The 23,380-nt window shown below is 46.1% G+C and carries 20 protein-coding genes and 5 tRNA genes; 16 read left to right on the forward strand and 9 right to left on the reverse strand.

What is annotated here, in order from left to right; translation table 11 throughout:
• The first annotated feature begins 16 nt into the window (after positions 1–16).
• From ABGV42_RS19495 to ABGV42_RS19515, 5 genes are all read left to right on the forward strand, one after another.
• Positions 17–97 (forward strand) — tRNA-Leu (locus tag ABGV42_RS19495).
• A 10-nt stretch (positions 98–107) separates the two neighbouring features.
• Positions 108–182, forward strand: a tRNA-Gly gene (locus ABGV42_RS19500).
• Between the two features lie 9 nt (positions 183–191).
• Positions 192–268: transfer RNA gene (locus tag ABGV42_RS19505), tRNA-Arg, on the forward strand.
• 16 nt (positions 269–284) lie between these two features.
• Positions 285–358 (forward strand) — tRNA-Pro (locus tag ABGV42_RS19510).
• 12 nt (positions 359–370) lie between these two features.
• Positions 371–441, forward strand: a tRNA-Gly gene (locus ABGV42_RS19515).
• Positions 442–679: 238 nt separating this feature from the next.
• Here ABGV42_RS19515 and ABGV42_RS19520 read toward each other — a convergent pair.
• The gene (locus ABGV42_RS19520; protein WP_347383300.1) at positions 680–961 is read right to left on the reverse strand and encodes a WGxxGxxG family protein; all 282 of its coding nucleotides are present in this window, start codon (positions 959–961) and stop codon (positions 680–682) included.
• A gap of 757 nt (positions 962–1,718) precedes the next feature.
• On the opposite strand from ABGV42_RS19520, the gene ppc reads away from it, so the two are divergent.
• The 8 genes from ppc to ABGV42_RS19560 all read left to right on the forward strand — a co-directional run bounded on the left by ppc (position 1,719) and on the right by ABGV42_RS19560 (position 13,561).
• Positions 1,719–4,511, forward strand: coding sequence for a phosphoenolpyruvate carboxylase (gene ppc, locus ABGV42_RS19525; RefSeq protein ID WP_347383301.1), 2,793 nt, complete (start codon positions 1,719–1,721; stop codon positions 4,509–4,511).
• Positions 4,512–4,769: 258 nt separating this feature from the next.
• The gene (sigW, locus tag ABGV42_RS19530) at positions 4,770–5,336 is read left to right on the forward strand and encodes an RNA polymerase sigma factor SigW (protein ID WP_036614044.1); all 567 of its coding nucleotides are present in this window, start codon (positions 4,770–4,772) and stop codon (positions 5,334–5,336) included.
• A 134-nt stretch (positions 5,337–5,470) separates the two neighbouring features.
• On the forward strand, positions 5,471–6,085 hold the full coding sequence (locus tag ABGV42_RS19535; RefSeq protein WP_347383302.1) for a zf-HC2 domain-containing protein: 615 nt from the start codon (positions 5,471–5,473) through the stop codon (positions 6,083–6,085).
• A gap of 429 nt (positions 6,086–6,514) precedes the next feature.
• Positions 6,515–7,348, forward strand: a complete 834-nt coding sequence (gene cdaA, locus ABGV42_RS19540; RefSeq protein ID WP_095292238.1) for a diadenylate cyclase CdaA — start codon at positions 6,515–6,517, stop codon at positions 7,346–7,348.
• Positions 7,348–8,844 (forward strand): CdaR family protein, encoded by a 1,497-nt coding sequence (locus ABGV42_RS19545; RefSeq protein WP_347383303.1) that lies wholly within the window; start codon positions 7,348–7,350, stop codon positions 8,842–8,844. Before cdaA ends, ABGV42_RS19545 begins: the two co-directional genes overlap by 1 nt.
• A 71-nt stretch (positions 8,845–8,915) precedes the next feature.
• Complete coding sequence (glmM, locus tag ABGV42_RS19550) at positions 8,916–10,256, forward strand: phosphoglucosamine mutase (protein WP_347383304.1); 1,341 nt, start codon at positions 8,916–8,918, stop codon at positions 10,254–10,256.
• A gap of 741 nt (positions 10,257–10,997) precedes the next feature.
• A complete protein-coding gene (glmS, locus tag ABGV42_RS19555; RefSeq protein WP_347383305.1) occupies positions 10,998–12,830 on the forward strand; it encodes a glutamine--fructose-6-phosphate transaminase (isomerizing) in 1,833 nt (610 codons plus the stop codon).
• Positions 12,831–13,042: 212 nt separating this feature from the next.
• On the forward strand, positions 13,043–13,561 hold the full coding sequence (locus tag ABGV42_RS19560) for a cysteine hydrolase family protein (protein WP_347384434.1): 519 nt from the start codon (positions 13,043–13,045) through the stop codon (positions 13,559–13,561).
• Between the two features lie 289 nt (positions 13,562–13,850).
• On the opposite strand, the gene ABGV42_RS19565 is transcribed toward ABGV42_RS19560, so the two are convergent.
• On the reverse strand, positions 13,851–14,501 hold the full coding sequence (locus tag ABGV42_RS19565) for a nitroreductase family protein (RefSeq protein ID WP_347383306.1): 651 nt from the start codon (positions 14,499–14,501) through the stop codon (positions 13,851–13,853).
• Positions 14,502–14,630: 129 nt separating this feature from the next.
• Here ABGV42_RS19565 and ABGV42_RS19570 point away from each other — a divergent pair, with 129 nt between their 5' ends.
• Complete coding sequence (locus tag ABGV42_RS19570; RefSeq protein ID WP_347383307.1) at positions 14,631–15,011, forward strand: MerR family transcriptional regulator; 381 nt, start codon at positions 14,631–14,633, stop codon at positions 15,009–15,011.
• Here ABGV42_RS19570 and ABGV42_RS19575 read toward each other — a convergent pair.
• Positions 15,008–16,021 (reverse strand): helix-turn-helix transcriptional regulator, encoded by a 1,014-nt coding sequence (locus ABGV42_RS19575; RefSeq protein WP_347384435.1) that lies wholly within the window; start codon positions 16,019–16,021, stop codon positions 15,008–15,010. The two genes, ABGV42_RS19570 and ABGV42_RS19575, sit on opposite strands and share 4 nt — an antisense overlap.
• Before the next feature lie 90 nt (positions 16,022–16,111).
• Between ABGV42_RS19575 and ABGV42_RS19580 the strand changes: the two genes are divergently transcribed.
• The gene (locus tag ABGV42_RS19580; RefSeq protein ID WP_347383308.1) at positions 16,112–16,555 is read left to right on the forward strand and encodes a VOC family protein; all 444 of its coding nucleotides are present in this window, start codon (positions 16,112–16,114) and stop codon (positions 16,553–16,555) included.
• A 188-nt stretch (positions 16,556–16,743) separates the two neighbouring features.
• Here the strand turns inward: ABGV42_RS19580 and ABGV42_RS19585 are convergent, their stop codons facing one another.
• The gene (locus ABGV42_RS19585) at positions 16,744–17,220 is read right to left on the reverse strand and encodes a DMT family transporter (RefSeq protein ID WP_347383309.1); all 477 of its coding nucleotides are present in this window, start codon (positions 17,218–17,220) and stop codon (positions 16,744–16,746) included.
• A 12-nt stretch (positions 17,221–17,232) separates the two neighbouring features.
• Positions 17,233–17,667, reverse strand: coding sequence for a DMT family transporter (locus tag ABGV42_RS19590; protein WP_347383310.1), 435 nt, complete (start codon positions 17,665–17,667; stop codon positions 17,233–17,235).
• A 185-nt stretch (positions 17,668–17,852) separates the two neighbouring features.
• Here ABGV42_RS19590 and ABGV42_RS19595 point away from each other — a divergent pair, with 185 nt between their 5' ends.
• Positions 17,853–18,692, forward strand: coding sequence for a helix-turn-helix domain-containing protein (locus ABGV42_RS19595; protein WP_347383311.1), 840 nt, complete (start codon positions 17,853–17,855; stop codon positions 18,690–18,692).
• Between the two features lie 149 nt (positions 18,693–18,841).
• Here ABGV42_RS19595 and ABGV42_RS19600 read toward each other — a convergent pair whose 3' ends face one another.
• From ABGV42_RS19600 to ABGV42_RS19615, 4 genes are read right to left on the reverse strand one after another with little or no spacing between them, the layout of a single operon-like run.
• Positions 18,842–19,621 (reverse strand): PHP domain-containing protein, encoded by a 780-nt coding sequence (locus ABGV42_RS19600; protein WP_347383312.1) that lies wholly within the window; start codon positions 19,619–19,621, stop codon positions 18,842–18,844.
• 43 nt (positions 19,622–19,664) lie between these two features.
• Positions 19,665–20,492: an energy-coupling factor transporter transmembrane component T family protein gene (locus tag ABGV42_RS19605; RefSeq protein ID WP_347383313.1), complete on the reverse strand. Its 828-nt coding sequence runs from the start codon at positions 20,490–20,492 to the stop codon at positions 19,665–19,667.
• Positions 20,467–22,329, reverse strand: coding sequence for an ABC transporter ATP-binding protein (locus tag ABGV42_RS19610; protein WP_347383314.1), 1,863 nt, complete (start codon positions 22,327–22,329; stop codon positions 20,467–20,469). The genes ABGV42_RS19605 and ABGV42_RS19610 overlap by 26 nt, the downstream gene beginning before the upstream one ends.
• Positions 22,322–23,209 (reverse strand): cell division protein FtsQ, encoded by an 888-nt coding sequence (locus ABGV42_RS19615; protein ID WP_347383315.1) that lies wholly within the window; start codon positions 23,207–23,209, stop codon positions 22,322–22,324. Before ABGV42_RS19615 ends, ABGV42_RS19610 begins: the two co-directional genes overlap by 8 nt.
• Positions 23,210–23,380: the final 171 nt, after the last annotated feature.

Raw genomic sequence — 23,380 nt, forward strand, 5'->3', positions numbered from 1 at the left:
GGCTCACTTGTTACATGCGCGTGTGGCGGAATTGGCAGACGCACTAGACTTAGGATCTAGCGTCTTTGACGTGGGGGTTCAAGTCCCTCCACGCGCATCCCTTATAAGCGGACGTGGCTCAGCGGTAGAGCATCGCCTTGCCAAGGCGAGGGTCGCGGGTTCGATTCCCGTCGTCCGCTCCAATTATATATGCGCCCTTAGCTCAGCTGGATAGAGCGTTTGACTACGAATCAAAAGGCCGGGAGTTCGAATCTCTCAGGGCGCGCCATTATTTTTATCAATATCGGGATGTAGCTCAGCTTGGTAGAGCACCTGGTTTGGGACCAGGGGGTCGCATGTTCAAATCGTGTCATCCCGATTTTATAATTACGCGGGTGTAGTTCAATGGTAGAACTTTAGCCTTCCAAGCTAATAGCGTGGGTTCGATTCCCATCACCCGCTTATATGAATTTAAGAGCAGTCTCTACACAATGTAGAGACTGCTCTTTTCTTTGACGACAACGTTGATGGGAATGTAAAATAACAAACTCACAGTAAGAAGCCAAGACCACCTATAAATGGAGGTCTTGGCTTTTTTGTTCTGTGTATCACTCAGTACTCAGTACATCAAACGAGCCTTATGACAGCCTAGAAGGGCTTCTAAACACCTTAGTTGTGTTTAGGACCCTTGGGCAGCTATTTAGCGCTCGTGACGATCAGAAACTTTTTTACGCATACCTGCTAAGCCAAGAAGTCCGAGCAAACCGAGCCAGCCCCAGTCCATATCATTGTCTCGGTCATTTGCAGCATTTGCACGAACATTGTTCGTACGGTAGTCACCCGTGTTGTAGTTTGTGCTGTTCATTTGTGTTCCACGGTTTTGATCCATACCTTGGGTTGTTTGACCATTCGCAGCTGCAGGACCAGCCAATGCTGCCACCAAAAGTGTAGAAGCAATAAGTGTCGAAACTTTTTTCTTCATCAGATGTCGCCTCCTTTTTGTTTGAACTATAATTAATCTGCCTTTTACTAAATCAAATTATGTAAGGGTTCTGGCGTTAAAATATCCCTCTGTCTCATAGGTGAATATGCTCCATATAATCCTGCTCTAATAATAGTTGGGAAAGAAATGGACTTACCCCAAAACCTTTAGAAATCCTGCATCAACTTTAACAAAGAGTAAATTGAATAAGGCTTAAACGAAGGACTTCATTATCAAACGGAAACAATCATCAATACAACCTGGATAGGTTACATCACTGAACATCTTTACTTATAACTTCCACGGTGGTCGTTTCCACAAAGGAAATAAGAAATGATAATAATTTTTAAATTGATACTTTAATTTATTACATCACTGTGGTAAAGTATACAAAAGCTTGCTTTGCCGGTCATGTTTTTGCCTGGAGTTGAACTGCTTAAATTATGGAAAGGATATGGTACTCTACTGGTATAAGTTATATTTAACATCGCTGTATAATTATAAATAAAAACGAATAGGTATAAGGTATTTGTTTATATATAGCATGTGAAAAAGTTATCATGTGACAAGCTTTTGTTTATTAAATGAAGCAAATTGAGAAAATGAATAAAAAAGTGTCTTTTTGTGCAGAAAATCGGGGATAATCCCCTTTTTTACTAATAGAAAAATAAAGATTTTCGTACCATTTTATTGTATGATGTTATGAAGGTGTCAAATTTACGTGTACGAATGTGAACGATCAGATGGGAGGATAAGCATGACTGAAACTATGGTAACCGCCAGCAAAAGCCAATCCAACAACCTGCTTCGGCGAGACGTGCGGTTCCTGGGCAATATACTCGGAGAAGTTCTTGTCCATCAAGGAGGCACGGAGCTTCTCGATATCGTTGAGAAAATTCGGGAAACGAGCAAATCGTTGCGTGCAGAATTTTTGCCTGAACTGTATACAGAGTTCAAAACGATGATCCAGGAATTAGATTCTGAAAATCGTCACCAGGTGATTCGAGCTTTTGCAATTTATTTTCAATTAGTTAATATTGCTGAACAAAACCATCGGATTCGGCGTAAACGGGATTATGAACGATCTGCAGGGGATGCAGTACAGCCTGGTTCGATCGAGAAGGCCGTACAGGATCTGAAGGAACGCGGACTGTCTCATACCGAAGTAGAGCAGATTCTGGACGAATTGTCGCTGGAGCTGGTCATGACAGCTCACCCAACCGAAGCTATGCGGCGGGTTATTCTGGACATCCATAAACGGATATCTGAAGATGTCATGCTGCTTGATAATCCTACGCTGACGTTGCGTGAACGTGAACAATTGCGGGAAAAGCTGCTAAATGAAGTTATTACGCTCTGGCAAACCGATGAACTTCGCGACCGCAAACCGACTGTACTTGATGAAGTACGGAACGGGATGTATTACTTTCACGAAACGTTGTTCCACGTACTTCCGGATGTATATCAGGAGCTTGAACGCTGCCTGAATAAATTTTATCCTGACCACGACTGGCATGTGCCGACGTATTTGCGCTTCGGTTCCTGGATCGGTGGAGACCGGGACGGAAATCCTTCGGTAACTTCAGATGTAACGTGGCAGACGCTGTTGATGCAGCGCAAGCTCGCTTTGCGTGAGTATCAGCGGATTATGATTGAGCTCATGGAGCATCTCAGCTTCAGTACGAACATCATCCGTGTGTCGGACGAACTGATTCAATCCATTGAGCAAGATCGCAGCTGTGTCACTTTGAAGAAAGTAGACATTTGGCGCAACGAGAAAGAACCTTACCGGATCAAGCTGGCTTACATGATTGCCAAAATGAATAATGTACTTGACGAAAATAAAGTCGGACAGCCCGATCGTTATGACAGTGCTCAGGAACTGATCGATGATCTTATGATTATCGACCGCAGCTTGCGCCATCATTTTGCGGATTATGTAGCGGATACGACCGTTCGCAAAATGATTCGCCAAGTGGAGCTTTTTGGATTCCACACCGCTTCGCTGGATGTACGTCAGCATAGTCAGGAACATGAAAATGCGATGTCCGAAATTTTGGCCAAGATGAATATTGTTGAAGATTATGCTCGTCTGACGGAAGACGGCAAAATTGATTTGCTGGCTCGCTTGCTGGAAGATCCGCGTCCACTGACCTCTCCTTATCATCAGTACAGTGAGGGCACCAAGGAATGTCTTGATGTATTCCGTACAATCAAGCGTGCACAGAGCGAGTTTGGTGCAGGTTGCATCACAAGTTACCTGATCAGTATGACGCAGGGAGCAAGTGATCTGCTGGAAGTTATGGTATTTGCCAAGGAAGTTGGATTGTTCCGCAAAGGTCAGGGTGGAGAGATTATTTCAACACTTCAGGCTGTACCGCTGTTCGAAACCATTGATGACCTTCATGCCGCTTCGGACATCATGCAAAAGCTCTTCAATCTTCCGGTATATCGCGCAAGCGTAGCTTCCCGGAACGAGCTGCATGAAATCATGCTCGGTTATTCAGACAGCAACAAGGATGGCGGAGTGGTAACGGCTAACTGGGAGCTTCGGGTAGCGATGAATGCCATTACCGCGGTCGGTAATAAGCATGGCGTCAAGCTGAAGTTCTTCCATGGTCGTGGCGGTGCATTGGGACGTGGAGGCATGCCGCTCAACCGCAGTATTCTTGCACAGCCACCGCATACGATTGGCGGAGGAATCAAGATTACGGAGCAAGGCGAAGTGATCTCATCCCGTTATTCCTTGCAGGGCATTGCTTACCGCAGTTTGGAGCAAGCTACATCGGCATTGCTCACGGCTGCGCTGAACGGAATGGAGCCACAAGAGTCGGTATCTGAACAACATTGGGATAGCATCATCAAGGATATTTCCGAAGTATCTCTCACGAAGTATCAAGACTTGATTTTCCGCGATCCGGATTTCTTCAACTTCTTCAAGGAATCAACACCGCTGCCGGAGGTTGGTGAGCTCAACATTGGTTCACGTCCATCGAAACGGAAAAACAGTGATAAATTTGAAGACCTTAGAGCAATCCCATGGGTATTTGCCTGGACTCAAAGCCGTTATCTTCTCCCAGCATGGTATGCAGCGGGAACAGGTTTGCAAAGCTACTACCAGAATAAAGAGGAGAATTTGGCAGTCCTCAAAGACATGTATGCCAACTTCCCATTCTTCCGTACACTTATTGATACGGTGCAGATGGCTGTTGCTAAGGCAGATCTTGTGATTGCCAAAGAATATTCCGCGATGGCTTCCAACAAGGAAGCACGTGATCGAATTTATGGTCAGATTGAGTCCGAATTCAAGCTGACGAAAGAGCTGATTTTGAAAATTACCGGAGAAGCGGAGATTTTGGACGATGTACCGGTAATTCAGGAATCCATTCGTTTGCGTAATCCTTACGTTGATCCATTGTCCTACATGCAGGTGCAGCTACTTAGCGAGCTGAGAGACATGCGTGAGCGTGGGGAAGATGATACCGAGTTGCTGCGTGAAGTGCTGCTGACGATTAACGGTATTGCTGCAGGGCTGCGCAATACAGGCTGATGCATTAGCCGATCCAATGATTCATGTTGTGATTATTTAATGGAATGAGACAATAAAATGCAAGGTTCTCTCCTCAGTCTTGTGTGAGAGATGAAACGGGACTCCGGTAGGAGTTCCCGTTTTTACTGTTTTTGGTGGATATTTTTGGGCACAGTCTTGATTTTTGACCAAAGTTGATTTACGATTTGATTGGTGAATTACAAGTGTGGACGGGTATCAGAAGGCGGAAGACCCATCAGCATGTCTGGGGGAATAAAGGTGGACAATTTGGAGAACAGGCTGATTAAGCTGGTCCTAAAGGGTGATCAGCGGGCCTTTGCAGAAATCGTAGAGTTATACAAGGACAAGCTATTTCATTTGGCATACCGGATGCTGAACAATCGTCATGAAGCTGAGGACGTTGTACAGGAGACGTTTTTGCGTGTGTTTCGCAATATGGAGAAATATGATCCAAACCAGAAGTTTTCAACCTGGATCTACCGGATTGCAACCAACTTGTGCATTGATCGTTTGCGGAGGAAGAAACCATCTTACTCTTTAGATGCCGAGTTGAATGATCAGGAAGGATCAGATGGTTATGCCATGCTTCCGAGTGATGATCGTACACCAGAAAGCGAAGCACTATTGTCAGAAACACAGACTCTTATTCGTGAGGCTATTGACAGTCTGCCGGCCAAATATAAGTCAGTCATGATTTTGAGATATTTACAAGACTTGTCGCTGCAGGAAATCAGTGATGTCACAGGCATGCCCGTAACAACGATCAAAACACGTGTGCATCGGGGTCGTGATTTTTTGCGTAAAAAACTGGAATATAAGTTGTAAATCAATTCAGTATTTTTTTAGGCGAAATTATTTGAAACATATCCGAAACGGATGCGTATGTAATGTATGCAAGTCTTATGCATAGTATCTGAAGATGCATGGACTAAGTGATCTAAGAAAGGATTGGCTCTCATATGGATTGCAACTCGGCCGTCTCTTTAATGCATGAATGTTTGGATGAGTCGTTGTCCCCGGCCCAGAAGGTAGAACTGAAAGGTCACCTTGTTACCTGTCCGGATTGTCGCATGCGCTTTAAAGAGTTGGAACAGACGGAAATGCTGCTCTTTGCCATGAAACATTATTCACCGTCTGCCTCGGATGAGCTGACCAATCGAATTATGAATGCTCTGCCCCAGCCCAAGAGACAGCAGGTATGGCTCAAGTGGGTCAAAGGACATCCGGCGCTGACGGCGGCAGCCTTCTTTTTGGTCGTGATGCTCTTTAGCGCTTGGAGCTTCTGGGATCAGAATAACGAAATGGTCGTTAAGGGTAATAATCTGGACCAGATCGTCATTGAAGGAAACACGGTTATTGTTCCTCAAGGCAAGTCAATTGCGGGCGATCTTACGATAGAAAACGGTACCGCCCAGGTATATGGTGATGTAGATGGCAATCTGACGGTGATCGACGGACAACTGTATCAAGCTTCGACGGCGCATATTTCCGGTCAGGTAAAAAGCATTGATCAGGCGCTGGACTGGTTCTGGTACAAAATAACCAATATGGTGAATGAAGTGGCTTATCGCTAGCATAGGGTGAATTCTTCAATGGTAAATACCAAGCAGGGTACCTCCAGTTTGCATGGGGTACTCTTTTTTTATTGGTGACATTGTAATTTATGGTATTTGTGTTGTTTCTGCGCAGTTTGTGACTGCCGTAACTTGCAACCTGAACGTTATCGTTATAACCTAGATACTAAAGAGAACATACTACTACATATAGAGAAGCATTTTGCATCTATCCAGAGGGCTTCTTTCAATTGCCAAGATATAGGATGAATGGTTCTGTTCTTCTATACGTGGGTTGGACCGGGGGTGTTTCTTCCCGTCCAACTTTTGCAGTTGGAAACGTGTCTGAATCGAATGATGCAAATGCTAAGACAATGGATTATTTAAAATCCTAATGGGTTAATATGAGATCAGGGTTTACTCATCAATGGGGATAGCGGGGGCTGGCTTATGAACTATTTTGCTGACTTAACGTGGAAAGAGTCCATTAAGGACGTTATCGATATATTGATTGTTACCTATATTATGTACAAACTGATTTTGCTTGTACGGGGTACACGTGCGGTCCAGCTGCTTAAGGGTATTCTGTTCCTTGTGGTGATCTGGGCACTAAGTACGTGGCTAAACCTGTATACGCTCAAATGGCTCATGAACCAGATGTTTACATTTGGTGTGGTAGCCGTCTTTATTATATTCCAACCGGAACTGCGCCGCGGACTGGAGCAGCTGGGACGCGGTAAACTGTTCGGACGCTCGACTGCAGCCAGCGATGAAGAATTAACGGTGTTAATTGGCGAGATTATTAAGTCTGTGAACTATTTGTCTCGTCGTAAAATTGGTGCACTTGTTGTCTTCGAACGGGAAACGGGTTTGAACGATTACACGGAATCCGGAATTCAGATGCAATCGCTGGTTAGCTCGGAACTGATGATCAATATCTTCATTCCAAATACACCGCTCCACGATGGGGCTGTTATTATCCAGGGCAAACAGATCTCTGCAGCAGCATGTTATTTGCCATTATCCGAGAATCCATTTATCAGCAAGGAACTTGGAACGCGTCACCGTGCCGCGATTGGTATCACGGAGGTTGCGGACGCGATCTGTCTGGTTGTCTCGGAGGAGACAGGTCAAGTATCGCTGGCGATGAATGGACAGGTTGTTCGTGACATTAAGGAAGAGTCGCTGATTGCCAAGTTATATGAAGAGCTCCGTCCAACATCCAATCTAAACAAAAAGAATAACTGGACTTCCTTCTGGAAACGGAAGGGGGGAACGAAGTAATGGATAAATGGTTTAACAATAATAACTTTGCCAAGGTCCTTGCTCTTGCAGTCAGTTTGCTTCTCTGGTTTATGATTCATCTGGATGAAGTTCCAACAACGCCAACGATTGCTACCGGAACGACCAACAAGGTGGTAGAGCGTACCGTACCTGTTCAGCCTTATGGCCTTGACAGCAATTCGTATGTACTGACTTCATTAAGTACAGATGAGGTACGTTTGGAGATCAAAGGACAGCGGTCCATGTTAACTTCCATATTTACAAATGATGATTATAAGGTACTCGTTGACCTGAGTCAGGTCAAAGATGGCTCTAATACGCTGCCGCTCGTTCCCGATCTGCCTTCTGGCGTCGAGGTGGTTAGCATGGAGCCTTCCATGGTTACAGTCAATGTTGAAAAATTGGGCACCAAATCTTTCAATGTGAATATTGTACCGGAAGGAGATCCATCCGCTGGATACAGCCTAGGGACCCCTGTCGTTGAGCCAACAGGTCCGGTTAAGGTAACTCTGCCGGAAGGGCAGTTGGACGCCGTAGCCAAGGTTCAGGGCAGTGTGAGTGTGAAGGACGCAAAAGATGATGTGACGCAGAAAAGGGTGAAACTACAGGCATATGATGCAGAAGGCAAAGTTCTTGAAAATGCAGTCATCACGCCACAAACCGTTGAAGTTCGCATTCCGGTTAATCAGCCCTATAAATCAGTACCCTTAAGAATCAAATATTCAGGACAGCTGCCGGAGGGATTGGTGCTGTCCAGTGTGGAACCAAGCGTGAAAGAAGTCTCGGTTTACGGTACGGATGAGGCACTTGCGGGTATACAGGCCTACGACCAAGTTACCCTGGATCTCACACAATTTGAGGAGGCGGGTACATCCACAGTTAACGCGGACTTGACGCCGCCTCCGGGTTTTGAGAAAATCGAGCCTAGTTCGATTCAGATCAAGGTTACTGTGTCACCTTATGATGAGACAGAGGAGACAACAAAGGTCTTTCCCAATGTCCCCATAACCCTTACGGGAGTGGGAAACGGTTTGGAAGCTGCACTTGTCACGCCCAAGAGCGGCGGTGTAAACCTGACACTGAAGGGTTCTCCGAGTATGCTTGAAGGTCTGAGTGACGAGGATATCAAGCTGACGGCAGATCTTCATGGGCTTGCCGCCGGGACGCATGATGTGCAGCTGGAGGCTGAATTGCCCCGGTTTGCTGAGCTGGATGGTACCTCTAATCAAATGAGTGCTACAGTCAAGATCAGTGAAAAAGCTGAGGATACGACGGTTCCCCCAAGCGAAGAGCCCACGGATGAAGATAACGTCGGACCGGAGCCTTCGCCTGCAGAAGTGGAGAACGGGGAAACGGATCCTGCGCCTGATGAAGGGGAAACGACAGAATCGAATACGGATAATCAGGAGCAGCAAACCCAGCAAGGTAATACAACGAATCGAGGCAACTCGAGTAACAGCAGCGGTAGCAGCGGTACCAATGGCTCTAATCCGTAATGATTCAGATTTGATTTTGATAAAATAAATATTTGATGCTCTTATATGATGCGAATAGAAGGAGTTAGATCATGGGGAAATATTTTGGTACAGACGGTGTAAGAGGGGTTGCCAATAAAGAGTTAACGGCGGAGCTGGCTTACAGCATCGGTCGATGTGGCGGTTACGTGCTTGCTGGTGGCGTGGAGAGACCCAAAGTGGTTATCGGCATGGATACCCGGATCTCGGGACTGATGCTGGAATCTGCGCTGGTTGCAGGTCTATTGTCCATCGGTGCAGATGTCATTCGTCTAGGCGTCGTATCCACTCCGGGAGTGGCTTATATTACACGTTTGCTTAAAGCAGACGCAGGGGTCATGATTTCGGCTTCTCACAATCCGGTAGAGGATAACGGAATCAAGTTTTTTGGCGGGGACGGTTTCAAACTGTCTGATGAGACGGAGAACCGGATCGAAGAACTGATGGATGCCGAAACGGACCAATTGCCACGTCCTATTGGCGGTGGATTAGGTACCGTAACGGTGGATGAGAAATCTCGCTACAGTTATCTCGAATACCTGAAAACAACCGTAACCGAGTCGTTCTCTGGACTTAAAATTGTACTCGACTGTGCAAATGGAGCAGCTTATGAGCTGGCACCTAAATTGTTTGCAGAGCTTGGGGCGGAAGTCATTGCGATTGGTGCTGAGCCTAATGGCCTGAATATCAATGAGCAATGCGGTTCCACTCACCCGGAGCACCTGAAACAAGAAGTGCTTAAACATAAAGCGGACCTGGGTCTTGCTTTTGACGGAGATGCCGATCGCCTGATTGCCATTGATGAAACGGGCGCAGAGGTCGATGGAGACTTCATTCTGTGCATCTGTGGTGATGCGATGAATCGTGCGGGTAAGCTAAAAGACAGTACAGTGGTATCTACCGTTATGAGTAATATTGGATTTTATAAAGCGACGGAGAAACTTGCACTGAAAACAGCTAAAACGGCTGTGGGCGACCGCTACGTGATGGAGGAGATGCGCCGCGGAGGGTATAATCTGGGTGGCGAGCAATCCGGCCATGTTATTTTCCTGGACTACAATACGACTGGAGATGGCATGCTGACCGCCATTCAACTCGTGGATACCCTTAAGGCATCGGGCAAGAAGTTGAGTGATTTGAAATCACTAATGACTCAATACCCACAGGTGCTGGTCAACGTACGTGTTGAAGACAAGAGCAAATATGAAGGTAATGCTGCAATCGAGCAGGCCATTACTACAGTAGAACAACAGCTTGGTGATAATGGGCGTGTCCTTGTTCGTGCGTCTGGTACAGAATCTCTGATCCGTGTTATGGCGGAAGGACCAGATAAAGCTGAACTTGAGCAGTTCGTATCTCAGATCGCAGACGTTGTGCAAAAAGAACTGGTCTAACTCCTTAGATATACATTTTGTGTACACATTCCCACTGTAGGGATACCGTCATACAATGTTATAATAAAGGGTACATGCTTGAATCTAGACAAAAATCCCACGTCCCGATGGATAAGACCAAAGGTCTGATTATCCGGTCGGGATTGTGGGTAAATATGCTGATTTGGTCACAGGTACTTTGCTCCATTGCAAAATGAACCTGACCTGCATATAATGAGTGGAGTCGTCATTCAGACACAGAAAGTGAGGATCGTAAGGTATTAGTTACACAAGCGCCAGAGCTTGAAGTTGCGCGGGAAGGATTCTGAAGCGGTATGGATCTTGGAGTTCAAAATTCGCTGATCAGAATCGACGGCAATCAAGCTGACGAGGTGGAGGTGTTCGGATTGTTCGGCGGGGACCTCCCGGTGATGCACCATAGCCGTAAACCGGATTGCGGAAAATGGATGGGTGACTGTCCACACAACGCGCCGGTAGGTGCAAGAGTTAACTAAAATTCAAATGAATGTGCGCGAAGAGCATAATGGATGCGCGGAGCGGAAAAATGATGTACATTCATGATTGCATTTATAACATCTTATGATGACTGAGGAGCGGCAAGAGGCCGGTCTGATCATTGATAATTGAATAGGTAACAGGTATTCATGATACGTTTAGGCAATCATTCATTTTTTCGATATGCCGCGACAGCCGGTTTCTCTTCGTGACACAGTATTCATATACAAACGGAGGAACTAAACTATGTGCGGTATTGTTGGATATATTGGTAATAAGAACACTCAATCGGTATTGATCGAAGGATTGAAAAAGCTCGAGTATCGTGGTTATGACTCTGCAGGTATTGCCGTATTTACACCAGAAGGTCTGCAAATTACGAAAGCTCTGGGCCGCCTTGCGAACCTTGAAGCTAAGCTGGATGGTGCACCACTGGTAGGTAATGCCGGTATCGGTCACACGCGTTGGGCAACACATGGTAAGCCTTCGGATGAGAACTCCCATCCACATACAGATGAGAGCCAAAAGTTCTCTGTGGTTCACAACGGAATTATCGAGAACTATCTGGAGCTGAAGGATGAACTGATCGCTCAAGGTCACACGTTTACTTCCGAGACGGATACTGAAGTCATCTCTCACCTGATTGCACGTGAATACGATGGAGATATCGTTAAAGCCGTGCAAAAAGTAATCACGCTTATGCGTGGTGCATTCGCACTGGGTGTACTGACAGAGTATGAGCCTGAGAAACTCGTAGCTGTGCGTCAAGCGAGTCCACTGATCATCGGTATTGGTGAAGGCGAGAACTTTATCGGTTCCGATATCCCGGCCATTCTGGAACACACACGTAACGTGTATATCCTGAATGACGGTGAAATGGCTGTTTTGACACATGATGCTGTCGAATTGATGACAATTGAGGGTAATTTTATTTCTCGGGAAATGATTCATGTCGATTGGGATGCTGTAACCGCAGAAAAAGGCGGATTTGAGCACTTCATGTTGAAAGAAATTCATGAGCAACCAAAAGCATACCGTGATACCATGCTGGGCCGCATCGACAATGAAGCTAAAAAAGTTCAACTTCCTGAGTTGAAAATGACTGAAGAACAAATTAAAAATATTCGTAACGTTCAAATCATCGCATGTGGTACAGCGTATCATGCAGGTCTGGTTGGACGTACAGTAATTGAGCAATTGGTACGTATTCCGGTTGAAACAGATGTTGCTTCTGAGTACCGCTATCGTTCCCCAATCGTGGGTAAAGATACACTCGTTATCGTCGTGAGCCAATCCGGTGAAACTGCGGATACGCTTGCTGCACTGCGCGAAGCACAATCCAATGGTGCACACGTACTGGCCATTACAAACGTTGTGGGCAGCTCCATTGCACGTGATGCAGACGATGTGATTGCAACATTGGCAGGACCGGAAATCGCAGTTGCTTCCACCAAAGCATACACTTCACAGTTGATTGCATTCAACCTGCTTGGTCTGTACCTTGCACAAGTGCGCGGTACACAAACTGCAGAAGAGATTGCACACACCTTGGCAGCAATGCAAGCTTTGCCAGAGCAAGTGGAATCCATGCTGGAGCAAGCGGATGCGATCAAAGGATATGCAGAGCAAATCTCCAAACATCAACATCTCTTCTTCATCGGCCGCGGTCTCGATTATGCGGTAGCTCAAGAGGGCTCGTTGAAACTGAAAGAGATCTCTTACATCCACTCTGAAGCATACGCTGCAGGTGAGTTGAAACACGGTACACTTGCCTTGATCGAAGACGGTATTCCTGTTATTGCCCTGGCAACACAAGAGAACGTACTCGAGAAAACAGTGAGCAACATCAAGGAAGTAAAAGCACGTGGTGCGGATGTACTGGCAATTACGTACGAAGAGCACGTAGCAAGTCTGCTGAAATCCGTAGACCAAGCGTTTGCAATTCCTAAGACGCTGCCACTGCTCAGCCCGGCTCTGTCCGTGGTTGCCCTGCAATTGCTGGCATACTACGCTTCCCTGGCACTGGGTCACGATGTGGATAAACCACGTAACCTGGCGAAAAGCGTAACGGTTGAGTAAGGTTAGACTGTTCAATTTCTCAACGGTTGATAAGAATAATAACGTAGTTGGATGTAACAAAATCCTTTACAAATAAGTAGTTATTCAAAAAAGATGATATGACCAAGTCATATCATCTTTTTTTGTTATCCAGTATACTGAACATAAGAATTTTTCATCATCCATTTATCTAAGTAGAATAACCATATTGCAAAATGAAAGAGGTAAAAATGATGGAGACGTGTGCAGATGTATTGATCGTGATCGATCTACAAAATGGCGTATGTTATGATGGAAATCATTTATTTGATTTGAATAATTTACTCAATAGAGTAAATAGAAGAATTGCTTTGTATAGAGAACTACATAAACCAATCATTTTTGTTCAACACTGTGATGAGGAATTAGTACCTGGAGAAGAATCATGGGCTATACATGCCGATCTAGATGTTCAAGAGCAAGATTCTTTTGTGCGGAAAATACATGCGAATTCGTTTTACGAAACAAACTTGAAAAGTCTTTTGGACCAATTAGATGTGCATCGTATCGAGTTTTGTGGTGCTCAAACAGAATACTGTATGGATGCTACAATTAAATTTGCTCATGGATTGGGATACGACAACTATATGATACAGAATGGAACCTCTACTTTAGATAATCCATGGATGTCTGCAAAAGAGACGATTTCCTTTTATGAACATATATGGAACCAAAGATTTTTGAAATGGATAGAGATAGATGGTGAATCGTAGAAAAATGAATATTCTAAACTCACCAAATGAGGATTCCTCAGCTAAAACTAAACATCTGTATCTTAATAACAATAAAATTGAAGGCATGTAGAAGAGGGTCCTGATGACATACAATACTGTCATAGGACCCTTTTTGTTCTTAAATAAAAGGACGCTTTATCTGTTTTCTCTTCTAACATCAGTATATGCTTCTTTAGATAAGAAGCTCTGACTGACTTGCCAAGCTTGAGATAAACGAACTAGCTATGCAGAGATATTCCTTCTGTCACTCTAATGAAATAACTTTTTATTATGCCCAAGTTGCAATCGTATCGACTGGGAGACGATAGGAAGGATAGCCCTCCTTGGCAGCCTTGCCTATTGAGATCAACATCACGGGTTGGAAACGCCCTTTGTCCAAGCCGAAGACCTCGGCGATCCGGTCTTTATCATAACCGGCCATCGGATTGGTATCATATCCGTGGGCACGGGCAACAAGCATGAGTTGCATACAAATGAGGCCTGAGTCAATGAGGTTCATATCACGCAGTTCGGATGCGTTCATGTTCGCATAATAAGGTTTTACCTGCTGCATCTGCATATCCATGATGTCTTGTGGCATGTATCCAAGCTCCACTGACTTGCTGAAGATCTCTTCCATGTAATCAATGTTGTTGGCATCGTAAAATACGGCAATGACAGCCGAAGACGTTAGTGCCTGTGTCTGGTTAAAAGAGGCCAGTGGTGCAAGCTTCTCTTTGCCTTCAGCACTGTCGATGATAAGAAAACGCCACGGCTGCATGTTAATCGCCGAAGGGGCACGTGAAGCTTTCGCCAGTATTTCGGTCATCTCCTCGCGGCTGATTTTCACTTCAGGGTCGTAGGCTTTAACGGAATGGCGCTCCAGGACGATGTTATCGAAATCATTTGTTTTGTTGAATTGGCCGGTAATTGTATTCATATCGAAATCTCTCCTCATATCTAATATTGGTGAGAGAGGGGTATCGGTTATATCTCCATCCATCTCACTATGAGGATTCTAAACTATGAAGTACACTTTATAGCAAGAGCACGAAGAGGGGCGATCCATGTGAAGATAAGTGAAGTAGCCAAACGAGTAAACCTCCCTATATCAACGATCCGTTACTATGAGAAAATAGGTATTATCACGGATGAGCATGTTCTGAGAGACCAGAATAACTATCGGATTTATGATTCTGGTATCGTTCAGCATCTGGAAGTGGTTAAGCATAGCTTAGCTGTTGGCTTTACAATTCAGGATATTCAATCCATGATCTCCAAAAACGGATTTTCGCGAAATGAACAAAGAAGCATTATCCAGGATAAGATATCCGAAATTGAAGAAGCTCAGAAGAAGCTTGAACATGCGAAACAAGATCTTTACGACATCCTTCATACGGATATTACATGTGAGGATGGATTTGGAAAGCATCAAACCGGTTCAAATTAAACATGCTCCAGTAAATCCAGATAATATTGTCTCAGGGCTTCCTTCAAGCTGGCTGGCTTCATGATCTGAATGGACTTACCATAGCCTGCAAGGTATCGAACGATAAAATCAAGCTCAAGGGGTTCATACGAACCAACAAGATAGGTCTGTTCCGCGTACACTTCAAGTTTCATGGATGGAAAGTGTTCCTGCTGAAAAAGATCCATTCCTGCTTCGTCGATCCGGCATTGAAAGGGAATGGCTTGTTCTGATGACTTCCAGAGCGAATGGGCATCCTGGAGCGTAAGCTCCTTGATATGCACCAAGGGTTCAATATCTGTCACTTCGGCTGAATTAATCCGGTCGCAGCGGAACACACGATATGCCTGCTTATTAAGATCATAGGCCTGGCAATACCAGTAGCCTTTCATCGCATAGAGGGCGATCGGTTGGATGGTACGAGAATTGGAGTAGGTTGTACAAGATGATGTATCCGAATGTTCTGGATCAGGAAGGTTTGCAGAAGACGGTCTTGTATCAGTAGATCTCCGCTGATCAGGATACGTAATCTGGATCACTATATTCTGAACAGCAGCCATCAACAGAAACTCCAAATGCGCACTATCGCGGATCTGTTCCGTATGTCGGAAGGAAACCCGGTTTTGGATGTTCTCAATATCCTGTCGCTGCTTGTCGGATAACGAACTCATGAATTTTTCGTGAATCGTACGGAACGTAGCCTGAAAGGGTAAGCTCGAAAAACTCCGAAGGGCCTGCATGGCAAAATAAAGGGCATGAAGCTCACCCGTATTAAACGAAATGGGAGGCAGCTGCATCTGTTGAAGCAGACGATAACCGCCGTACCTGCCATACTCGGCGTAGATGGGTGCACCGAGCTCTTCCAATGAGGCGATATCTCTTAACGCGGTTCGCTTGGAGATCTGGAACTCCTGCATGAGATCCTGCAGGGTAAACTGTTGTTTTTGATTAATAAAGCGCAGCATCTGATTCATGCGTTCTGATTTTTTCATCATAAAAACCTTTCAATGGTGCCATGTATTGGCACCTTTTATTGTTATGATGATAAGTGTAATCCAATCGAATCAGGGAGGCAAACGATAATGAATTTTGAAGTGATTCCATTTTTGTCGATGAACGGAGATGCGGCAGCAGCCATCGCTTTTTACGAGAAGGTTTTGGGGGCCAAAGTGCTTTTTAAGAAAAGTTATAAAGAGATGAAAGAAATGAATCCGGGCTTCGAATACCCTGCTGGTCAAGATGAGTATATTACGCATTCGGTGCTGGAGATTGGGGTGAACAAAATCATGATTGCGGAGGAGGCAATGGATCCGGAGAGACCGTGGCAATTGGGAAACAGTACGTCACTATGCATCCAATCCAAGGATAAAAGTACAATGGATCAACTGTATGCCTCTCTTGTACAACATGAGAACGTGAAGGTGCTGGTACCTTACGAACAAAACGAATTTAGTCCGGGTTATGGCATTGTGCGTGATCCGTTCGGAATTGCGATTCAGCTCTGTGTGACCGTGCACGATTTCTAAAAAATTCAAGGACGCGGGCCACTCGCCCGGTTCAATAAAACGTAATCCCAAGCATCAAAAAAAGAAGAGCCATTGATAGCCATACCAATGTGCTCTTCTTTCTTTGTTTTCCAAATAAAACTGTTCCCACAATCTGAAGATAGCCTGATCACACGGGATCCAGAAGTCTGTACCTTCTTTTTACTCATTTACCTTGTAAGCTTTACTGCTTGAACTTCATCATTTTTTTCACTGAAAATCAGAGCGAGTGCAGCTAACATCAGCAAGAGGGATACAGCCCGCTGCCAGGAAAATTCAATCAGCTCACTGCCGAATAGCCCCGTTGCATCGATAATAAAACCCGCAACAATCTGACCCACAATTGCCGTAAGGTTGGCAGGCGTTACACCCAATTTATTAACAACAAAAGTAGACAGGAACAGATATCCAAAACCCATGAATACAGCAGAGAGCTGCAATTTGGGTGCATGAAGCAAGTCGAGCAGGTGCCCACTGCCAAAAAAATTAACCAGTATGGCCAGAATCAGCGTACCTGACGCAAATGTGAAAAATACCGTCTCCAGCAGACCGATATTACGGCTAATGGTGCCATTAATGGAGGACTGTGCACTAAGCACGGCTCCACCAATCAAAGTAACGATAACAATCAATAAACCTGTGCCCATGGTAATCCTCCTTTAGAATAAAGTTAGAGCAAGCGCACCCAGCATCAAGACCAAGGCGGCCATTCGTTTGCTTCCCACCGGTTTGCGACTGCTTCCCAGCCATCCATAATGATCAATTAGAATACTGGTCACCATCTGCCCAACGACTATGGCAATCATGGAGATTCCTACGCCCACAATCGGAACACCAATGACTAAAGTCAGCAGGTAGATGACCCCGAGCAAACCACCGAGAAGGTTCCATTTTGGAAATTTGGTGAGGGCAGAGAGGTTTCCTTTGCCGAAGAAAATCAACAGAATCAATGAGATAATCGCACCCATGAAGAAATTATAAAAATCAGCTTCCAACGTGCCGACATGTTCCCCAAGCTTGCCGTACAGTGCCCCCTCAAAACTTAAAAGAGCTCCTGTCGCAATGGCGATGATATAAAAAATCAGCTTTTTCAATCGATTTCGACTCCTTGAAATGTGATTAATGTGCAGGTGCATGACTCATCATAAGGAAATGGAGAGGGGAAGACAATGAAAGATCTTGCTTTGTTTTTCTGAAAAATTATAGATCTTGCTGTGGCAAACAGGGTATATTAATACAGCTAGAGAGAGATCAAGCATGGATATAGGAGGAGACAGCAATGAACGAGACAAGAAAAGAAACGTCCTCCCGGTTGCTGTATATAGGCAAAGTCAATGGCAATCCCAATTGGAATTTCCCGAGTCACATGCATGAGCATATCAGTGAAATCGTCTATGTGTCTGATGGGGAAGGCATTATTAAAATAAACGAACATCCTTATACCGTGCAAAAAGGCGATTTGTTAATCTATAACCAAGGTGTCATTCATGAGCAATGTACCTCTCCGGTCTGTCCACTCAGTCTTTATTATTGTGGAATAGCCCATATCTATTCAGATGGGTCACGACGAGAGCACCTCATTCCCGAAAACGCATCTCCATATATTAAAACTGAGGGGTACGCTGGCAGAATCGGCGAGCTGCTTGACTTCATGTATGAGGAATCGTCCAATCAACAGGCAGGTTATGAGAAGATTTGCGAAGGACTGCTCGATGCACTGCTTGCCTTAATACAGAGGTTGGTTCAACCGAATGTTTCACGAAAGCAAGATTCGGATCATCTGGCTGTGCGGATCAAGGAATATCTTGATGAGAAATACCTACAGCACTTGAAACTGCAGGATATCGCTGCGCATTTTCATATGAACCCGTACTACTTATCCCATGTGTTTAAGCACAAGTATGATGATTCCCCAATTCGCTATACTGTCTACAGAAGAATGGGAGAAGCGAAGTGCCTGCTGACCACGACGGACATGAAGGTGAGTGAGATCGCTCATAGGCTGGGCTATCAGAATGCGAATTATTTTACGATTCTCTTCACCAAGACCATGGGCGAATCGCCTACCCAATACAAGAAAAATGAACGTTCAGAACGTGTCGATCTGCTGGAGACGTGATTCGTCTGTACTTGGCGGTTATCAATTGTTGTTATGGAGCCTAATAGATTTTAGTCATATGGACAAGAAAAGGACCTGCTCTTCGTGAGCAGGTCCTTTTGCGCTATACATTGATCCACTACATGATAAGTTTTCGCACGCACTATTGATTAAACTTCCTGCAAGCTGGCGGCTTCGAGCTTGGCAAGGCGTTTCATGACTTTCTTCAGCATTACCGAGGCTTTGACGCGAAGAGGCAGGTCTGAGGAAACCTCAATGGTGTAATGCCCGGCGAGGATTAGCTGCTTCAGTTCGGCAACAGATACACAAGGACGGTCCAATACATTGAATACACTGCCGTATTGCAGACATTGGTGCGTGTCACTGCCGGCTGTTACGGGTTTGCCAAGGGACTGAGCGAACGATTCAACCTGACTGCGGCAGGTCTGGATGCCGGTTTTGTACATATCTTTCGCGTTTAGATCGAAGGAATCCAGGCGCCCAAGCAGATTGCGATCCAGCTCATACAGGGGAGTGGATTCCCTGAAAGGATGTGCACCAATTTTGAACAAGGGCCAGGCTTCGGCCAGATGAAGCAGGTCCGCAAAGGGAATGAATGACCCCTTGGCTGTATAATTTTCCAGGCCGGCACGAACGGCAAGGATATGTTCTTTTTGACCTATCAGCAAAATGTGCCCTGTCTCCTGAATGTCCACTTCCATCCCGGGAAAAATGCGCAGTCCGTCCGCGTCATAATATTCTCCGTTGTATGGATAGAGACGATCCAGCGTCTCGTAAACATCGTAGAAGTGGCGAGTGTTGAAATGTTCGGTAAGCGCGAGGGCGTCCAGTCCGCTGGCCTTGGCCTCGGTGACCATTTCAGTGAAGTAGTCGACGGAGAAATCAGAGTTTTTGGATAATTTGCCGTGAGTATGAAGATCAATACGCATATAGAGACACTCCTTTTATTCCATGAATGATTAAGTATATGAATTACAAAATTTCATAATGTGCACCCAGCCAGAAGAGGAGAGCAGCATAGATCGCTGACCCGACAAGAAAACCGATATCACGTGGGGTAATCTTCAGATGGGCGAGCTTCAGCCGTTTCGAATCGGCATTCTTCATTCCGTACGAGAAACCACGGGTTTCCAGTGCTTCCACAGTAGTGCGGGAACGCTTGGCGGTAGCCAGCATTAACGGGAAAAAGGATACAACAAACAGTTTCATATAGTAGACGACGAGCCGCCAGTAGAACCAGCCGTGTTTGGAAGGAACCTGACCGCGCAATCTGTAGGACAACATAATGTTGCGGAATTCACCAAACAAGACGGGCAGAATACGGTATGCATACGATAGGCTGAACGAGAATGCCGCAGGCATTCCGAGTGCCAGCAGGCCATCCCCGATTCGTTCCGGGTCCATACCCGAAAAGACGGTGATGCTTGCCAGGGAGACGATCGACAGCTTCAGGGTTAAGAGTAATAACGGAAATGCTGATTCCAGACTACCTCCGAAGAACAGCGAGATAATAAACATCCAGCCCACCTGACCGATCAGCCCCAGACATAGAATGATGATGATGAAGGGAGCAGCGCGTGACAGGATGGTCGTGGTGACCATGAGCAAAAACATGCCAAGCAGCACCGTGCCATTATGAATGAACCAGGGAACGATGGCAAAGAAGAGATACCAGATCAGCATGACACGCGGATCAATTCGTGCCAGGCTCGCATGACCGCTGCCATACACGGTATTCATCAACTCCAGCTGAATGCGTTCAATCGATATTTTGTCAAACCAGTTGCGGACAAGCTGCATCAATGCCTTCCTCCTTGGTAAACGAATGATTCAAAAGGTTCTCCACAAATGTCTCGGGAGTCGCGCATAGTGCGGACATACCCAACCGATGCGAAAGTTCCATCATCTGAGTAAGAGCAAGTCCCGAACGACGCAGAAGCGGCTCATTGGCAAACACCTCCGCAGGTGTTCCATCTGCTTCAACGCGTCCATCATGAAGCACGATGACACGACTGGCCCATTGGGTAACCAGCTGCATGTCATGAGTTGCAATCACGGTTGTCCGGACATGTTGATCCAGTTCATCCAACACGCCGATCAGTTCCTCCCGCGTAGCCAGATCCAGGTTGGCGGTAGGCTCATCCAGCAGCATAAGAGAGGGTTTCATGGCTGCGCCGATCGCAAGGGTAACGCGTCGCTGTTGTCCACCGCTGAGGAGACGGGCATCCCGCTCCTGTAACGGGGTAAGCCGAAAGCGATCGAGTACATGTGCGATTTGCTCATCGGCTCCCTGGATGCGGCGGGTTCTCAAGAAATACGAGACCTCTTTGCGCACACTGTCTTCGATAAACATTTCCGACGAATTCTGAAAAATATAAGCGACTCGGCCGGCCAGCTGTTCCAAGGATGAACGATGTGTGATATCCCCAAGCACACTGACACTGCCTTCCTGAGGCAGACTGATGCCGGCCATGAGCCGGAGTAGTGAAGACTTACCTGCACCGTTGTTGCCTACCAGGGCGATCCGTTCTCCTTCATGGAGTGAAAAGTTAACACCGCGAATGATTTCGTGTTCTTTTTTGCCAAGGCCTCTATACCGCAGACGTGTATCCTTGAATTGTACAATCGGGAGAGCAGCAGCATTCGTATGTTCTTCAGACAGTGACTGTACCTTGCTCTCCGCAGCACGGGGCTGTCTGCCCTGTTCGGCCAGTAGTGCGGATATCGCAGCAGCTTGCTGTTTTTTAAAATAACCCGCGGCTTCCTCCACCGTGATTGGAAGGAGCTGATGATGCAGCTGCTTGCGGTGGGTTACCTGATCTCGCTTCAATAATGGAGCAGCCTGAAGGGCTGCACGGGTTACTTCAGGTGGCTGAATGCCCAGCCGCTCCAGATCTGTGATACGATTCAAACCTTCCTTGACGGGCAGATTCCACAGAACACGACCTTTGTCCATCAGGACCACATTCGCACAGAAGTCGGCGATAAATTCAGTATGATGCTCGATGACAATAATGGTCTTGCCGTGCTCTGTATTTAACCGATACAGGCATTCATAGATGAGTCTGGCATGCTGTGGATCCAGCTGGGAGACGGGTTCGTCCACGATGAGAATGTCTGGGTCCATGGATAGTGCCCCAGCGAGCGCAAGCAGATGCTTCTGCCCGCCGCTCAATTCCCAGATGTACCGATTGTGGATGGAGTCCAGACCGCACATCGTCAGCGCACGTTCACCCAGCTCCTTATAGTTGGCCAGTCCGTAATTCAGCGGAGCAAAGCAAGCTTCATCAAGCACGGTTGGACGCACCAGCTGATTATCAAAATCCTGATAGACATATCCAATTTTTCTGGACAGGTCTGCAACACTTTGACCTTCTGCAGGGATACCCAGCACATGTACTTCACCCGCGAAGTCTCCCGTGTAGAATTGGGGAATGAGGCCGTTGAACAATTTGCACATCGTTGACTTGCCGCATCCGTTGCCTCCAATAATGGCAGTGAAACTTCCGCGGGGAAGCTCAAGTGAAGCTCCGTTCAGAACAGGTTCTTCCGAACCCGGGTAGGTAAAGGTAACGTTACGGATAGCAATGGCGGTAGCTGGTGAAGTAGCAGAGTCAGAAGAAGGTATATTAGGCATAAGGACGATTCTCCGTACCGGAAGCCACTTTGCTTTTGCTCCGTTTCGCTCGCATGATCCATATGGTTACGACCGCGATGAAAGCGGCAGCGCCGATACTAATCCAGATCGAGGCTGAACCGTATTGATCTGCATAGTCCGTTTCCCATACGGCGAAGTTGATGTCCATCTCAGACAAGGATTCTGCACCAAAAGCCAGTGCGAGCAGCAGCAGACCGACCAGGAACAGTTTCGGACGGAAGAAACCGATACCTTCATACTTCATGCCAGGATTACGTGGTTTGATGCCGAGCAGTGGCTCGATTTTGCCATAGAGAAGAGGAACAAGGTAAAGCGTAGGCAGCAGAGCGAACAGGATACCCGAGAATAATACGTCATTCAGGAACCCAACGCCTTCAATCAGCACAACACTCTCGGCAAGCCCGGGAACGGCTTCGAGTTCTTCCACGCCAATCCATACTTTGCCGATATCGACCAATGAACTGAGAAATTGATGAATGATGACCCCGGTCATGGCTGCGATGCCGACTTGCCTGCGATTGCGGGGATCACGGACCATGCGGCCGGCGACATACATCGCGAAGGAAAAAGTAATGAATTTCTCCAGTTCGCCGAGTCCGCCGAATTGCCCCAGCATCAGCTCACCGAAGATGACTTCACCAAGAGCAGCACCGAGAGCGGCAATCATGGGATGGAACAGGATGCAGAGCGTCAGTGGAATAAAAGCAAAATATTCAACGGACAATTCAATGGGTCCAAGCTGCAGCTTGGGGATGAGCTCTGTAAACATGTTGGACAAGCCGTACAGTGACATGGAAAGCACAAACACCATCATTTTCTGTGAAGACGTCAGCGTATAACGCTCAGTCATCTTCTTCATCGATACATACCTCCCTGAATGTTGTTGATCATAGCCACAGTCTAGGGGCAGAGTATTAACGCAAAGGAAGAGATTTGTAAATCGATCGTAATATTTATTACAAGTATAAAATTTAATGAAAAATTTATTACATACTTAAACCACTTGATCTCTACACAGCTGGTATACTGA

The organism is Paenibacillus pabuli (genome assembly GCF_039831995.1).
GTDB lineage: Bacteria > Bacillota > Bacilli > Paenibacillales > Paenibacillaceae > Paenibacillus > Paenibacillus pabuli_C.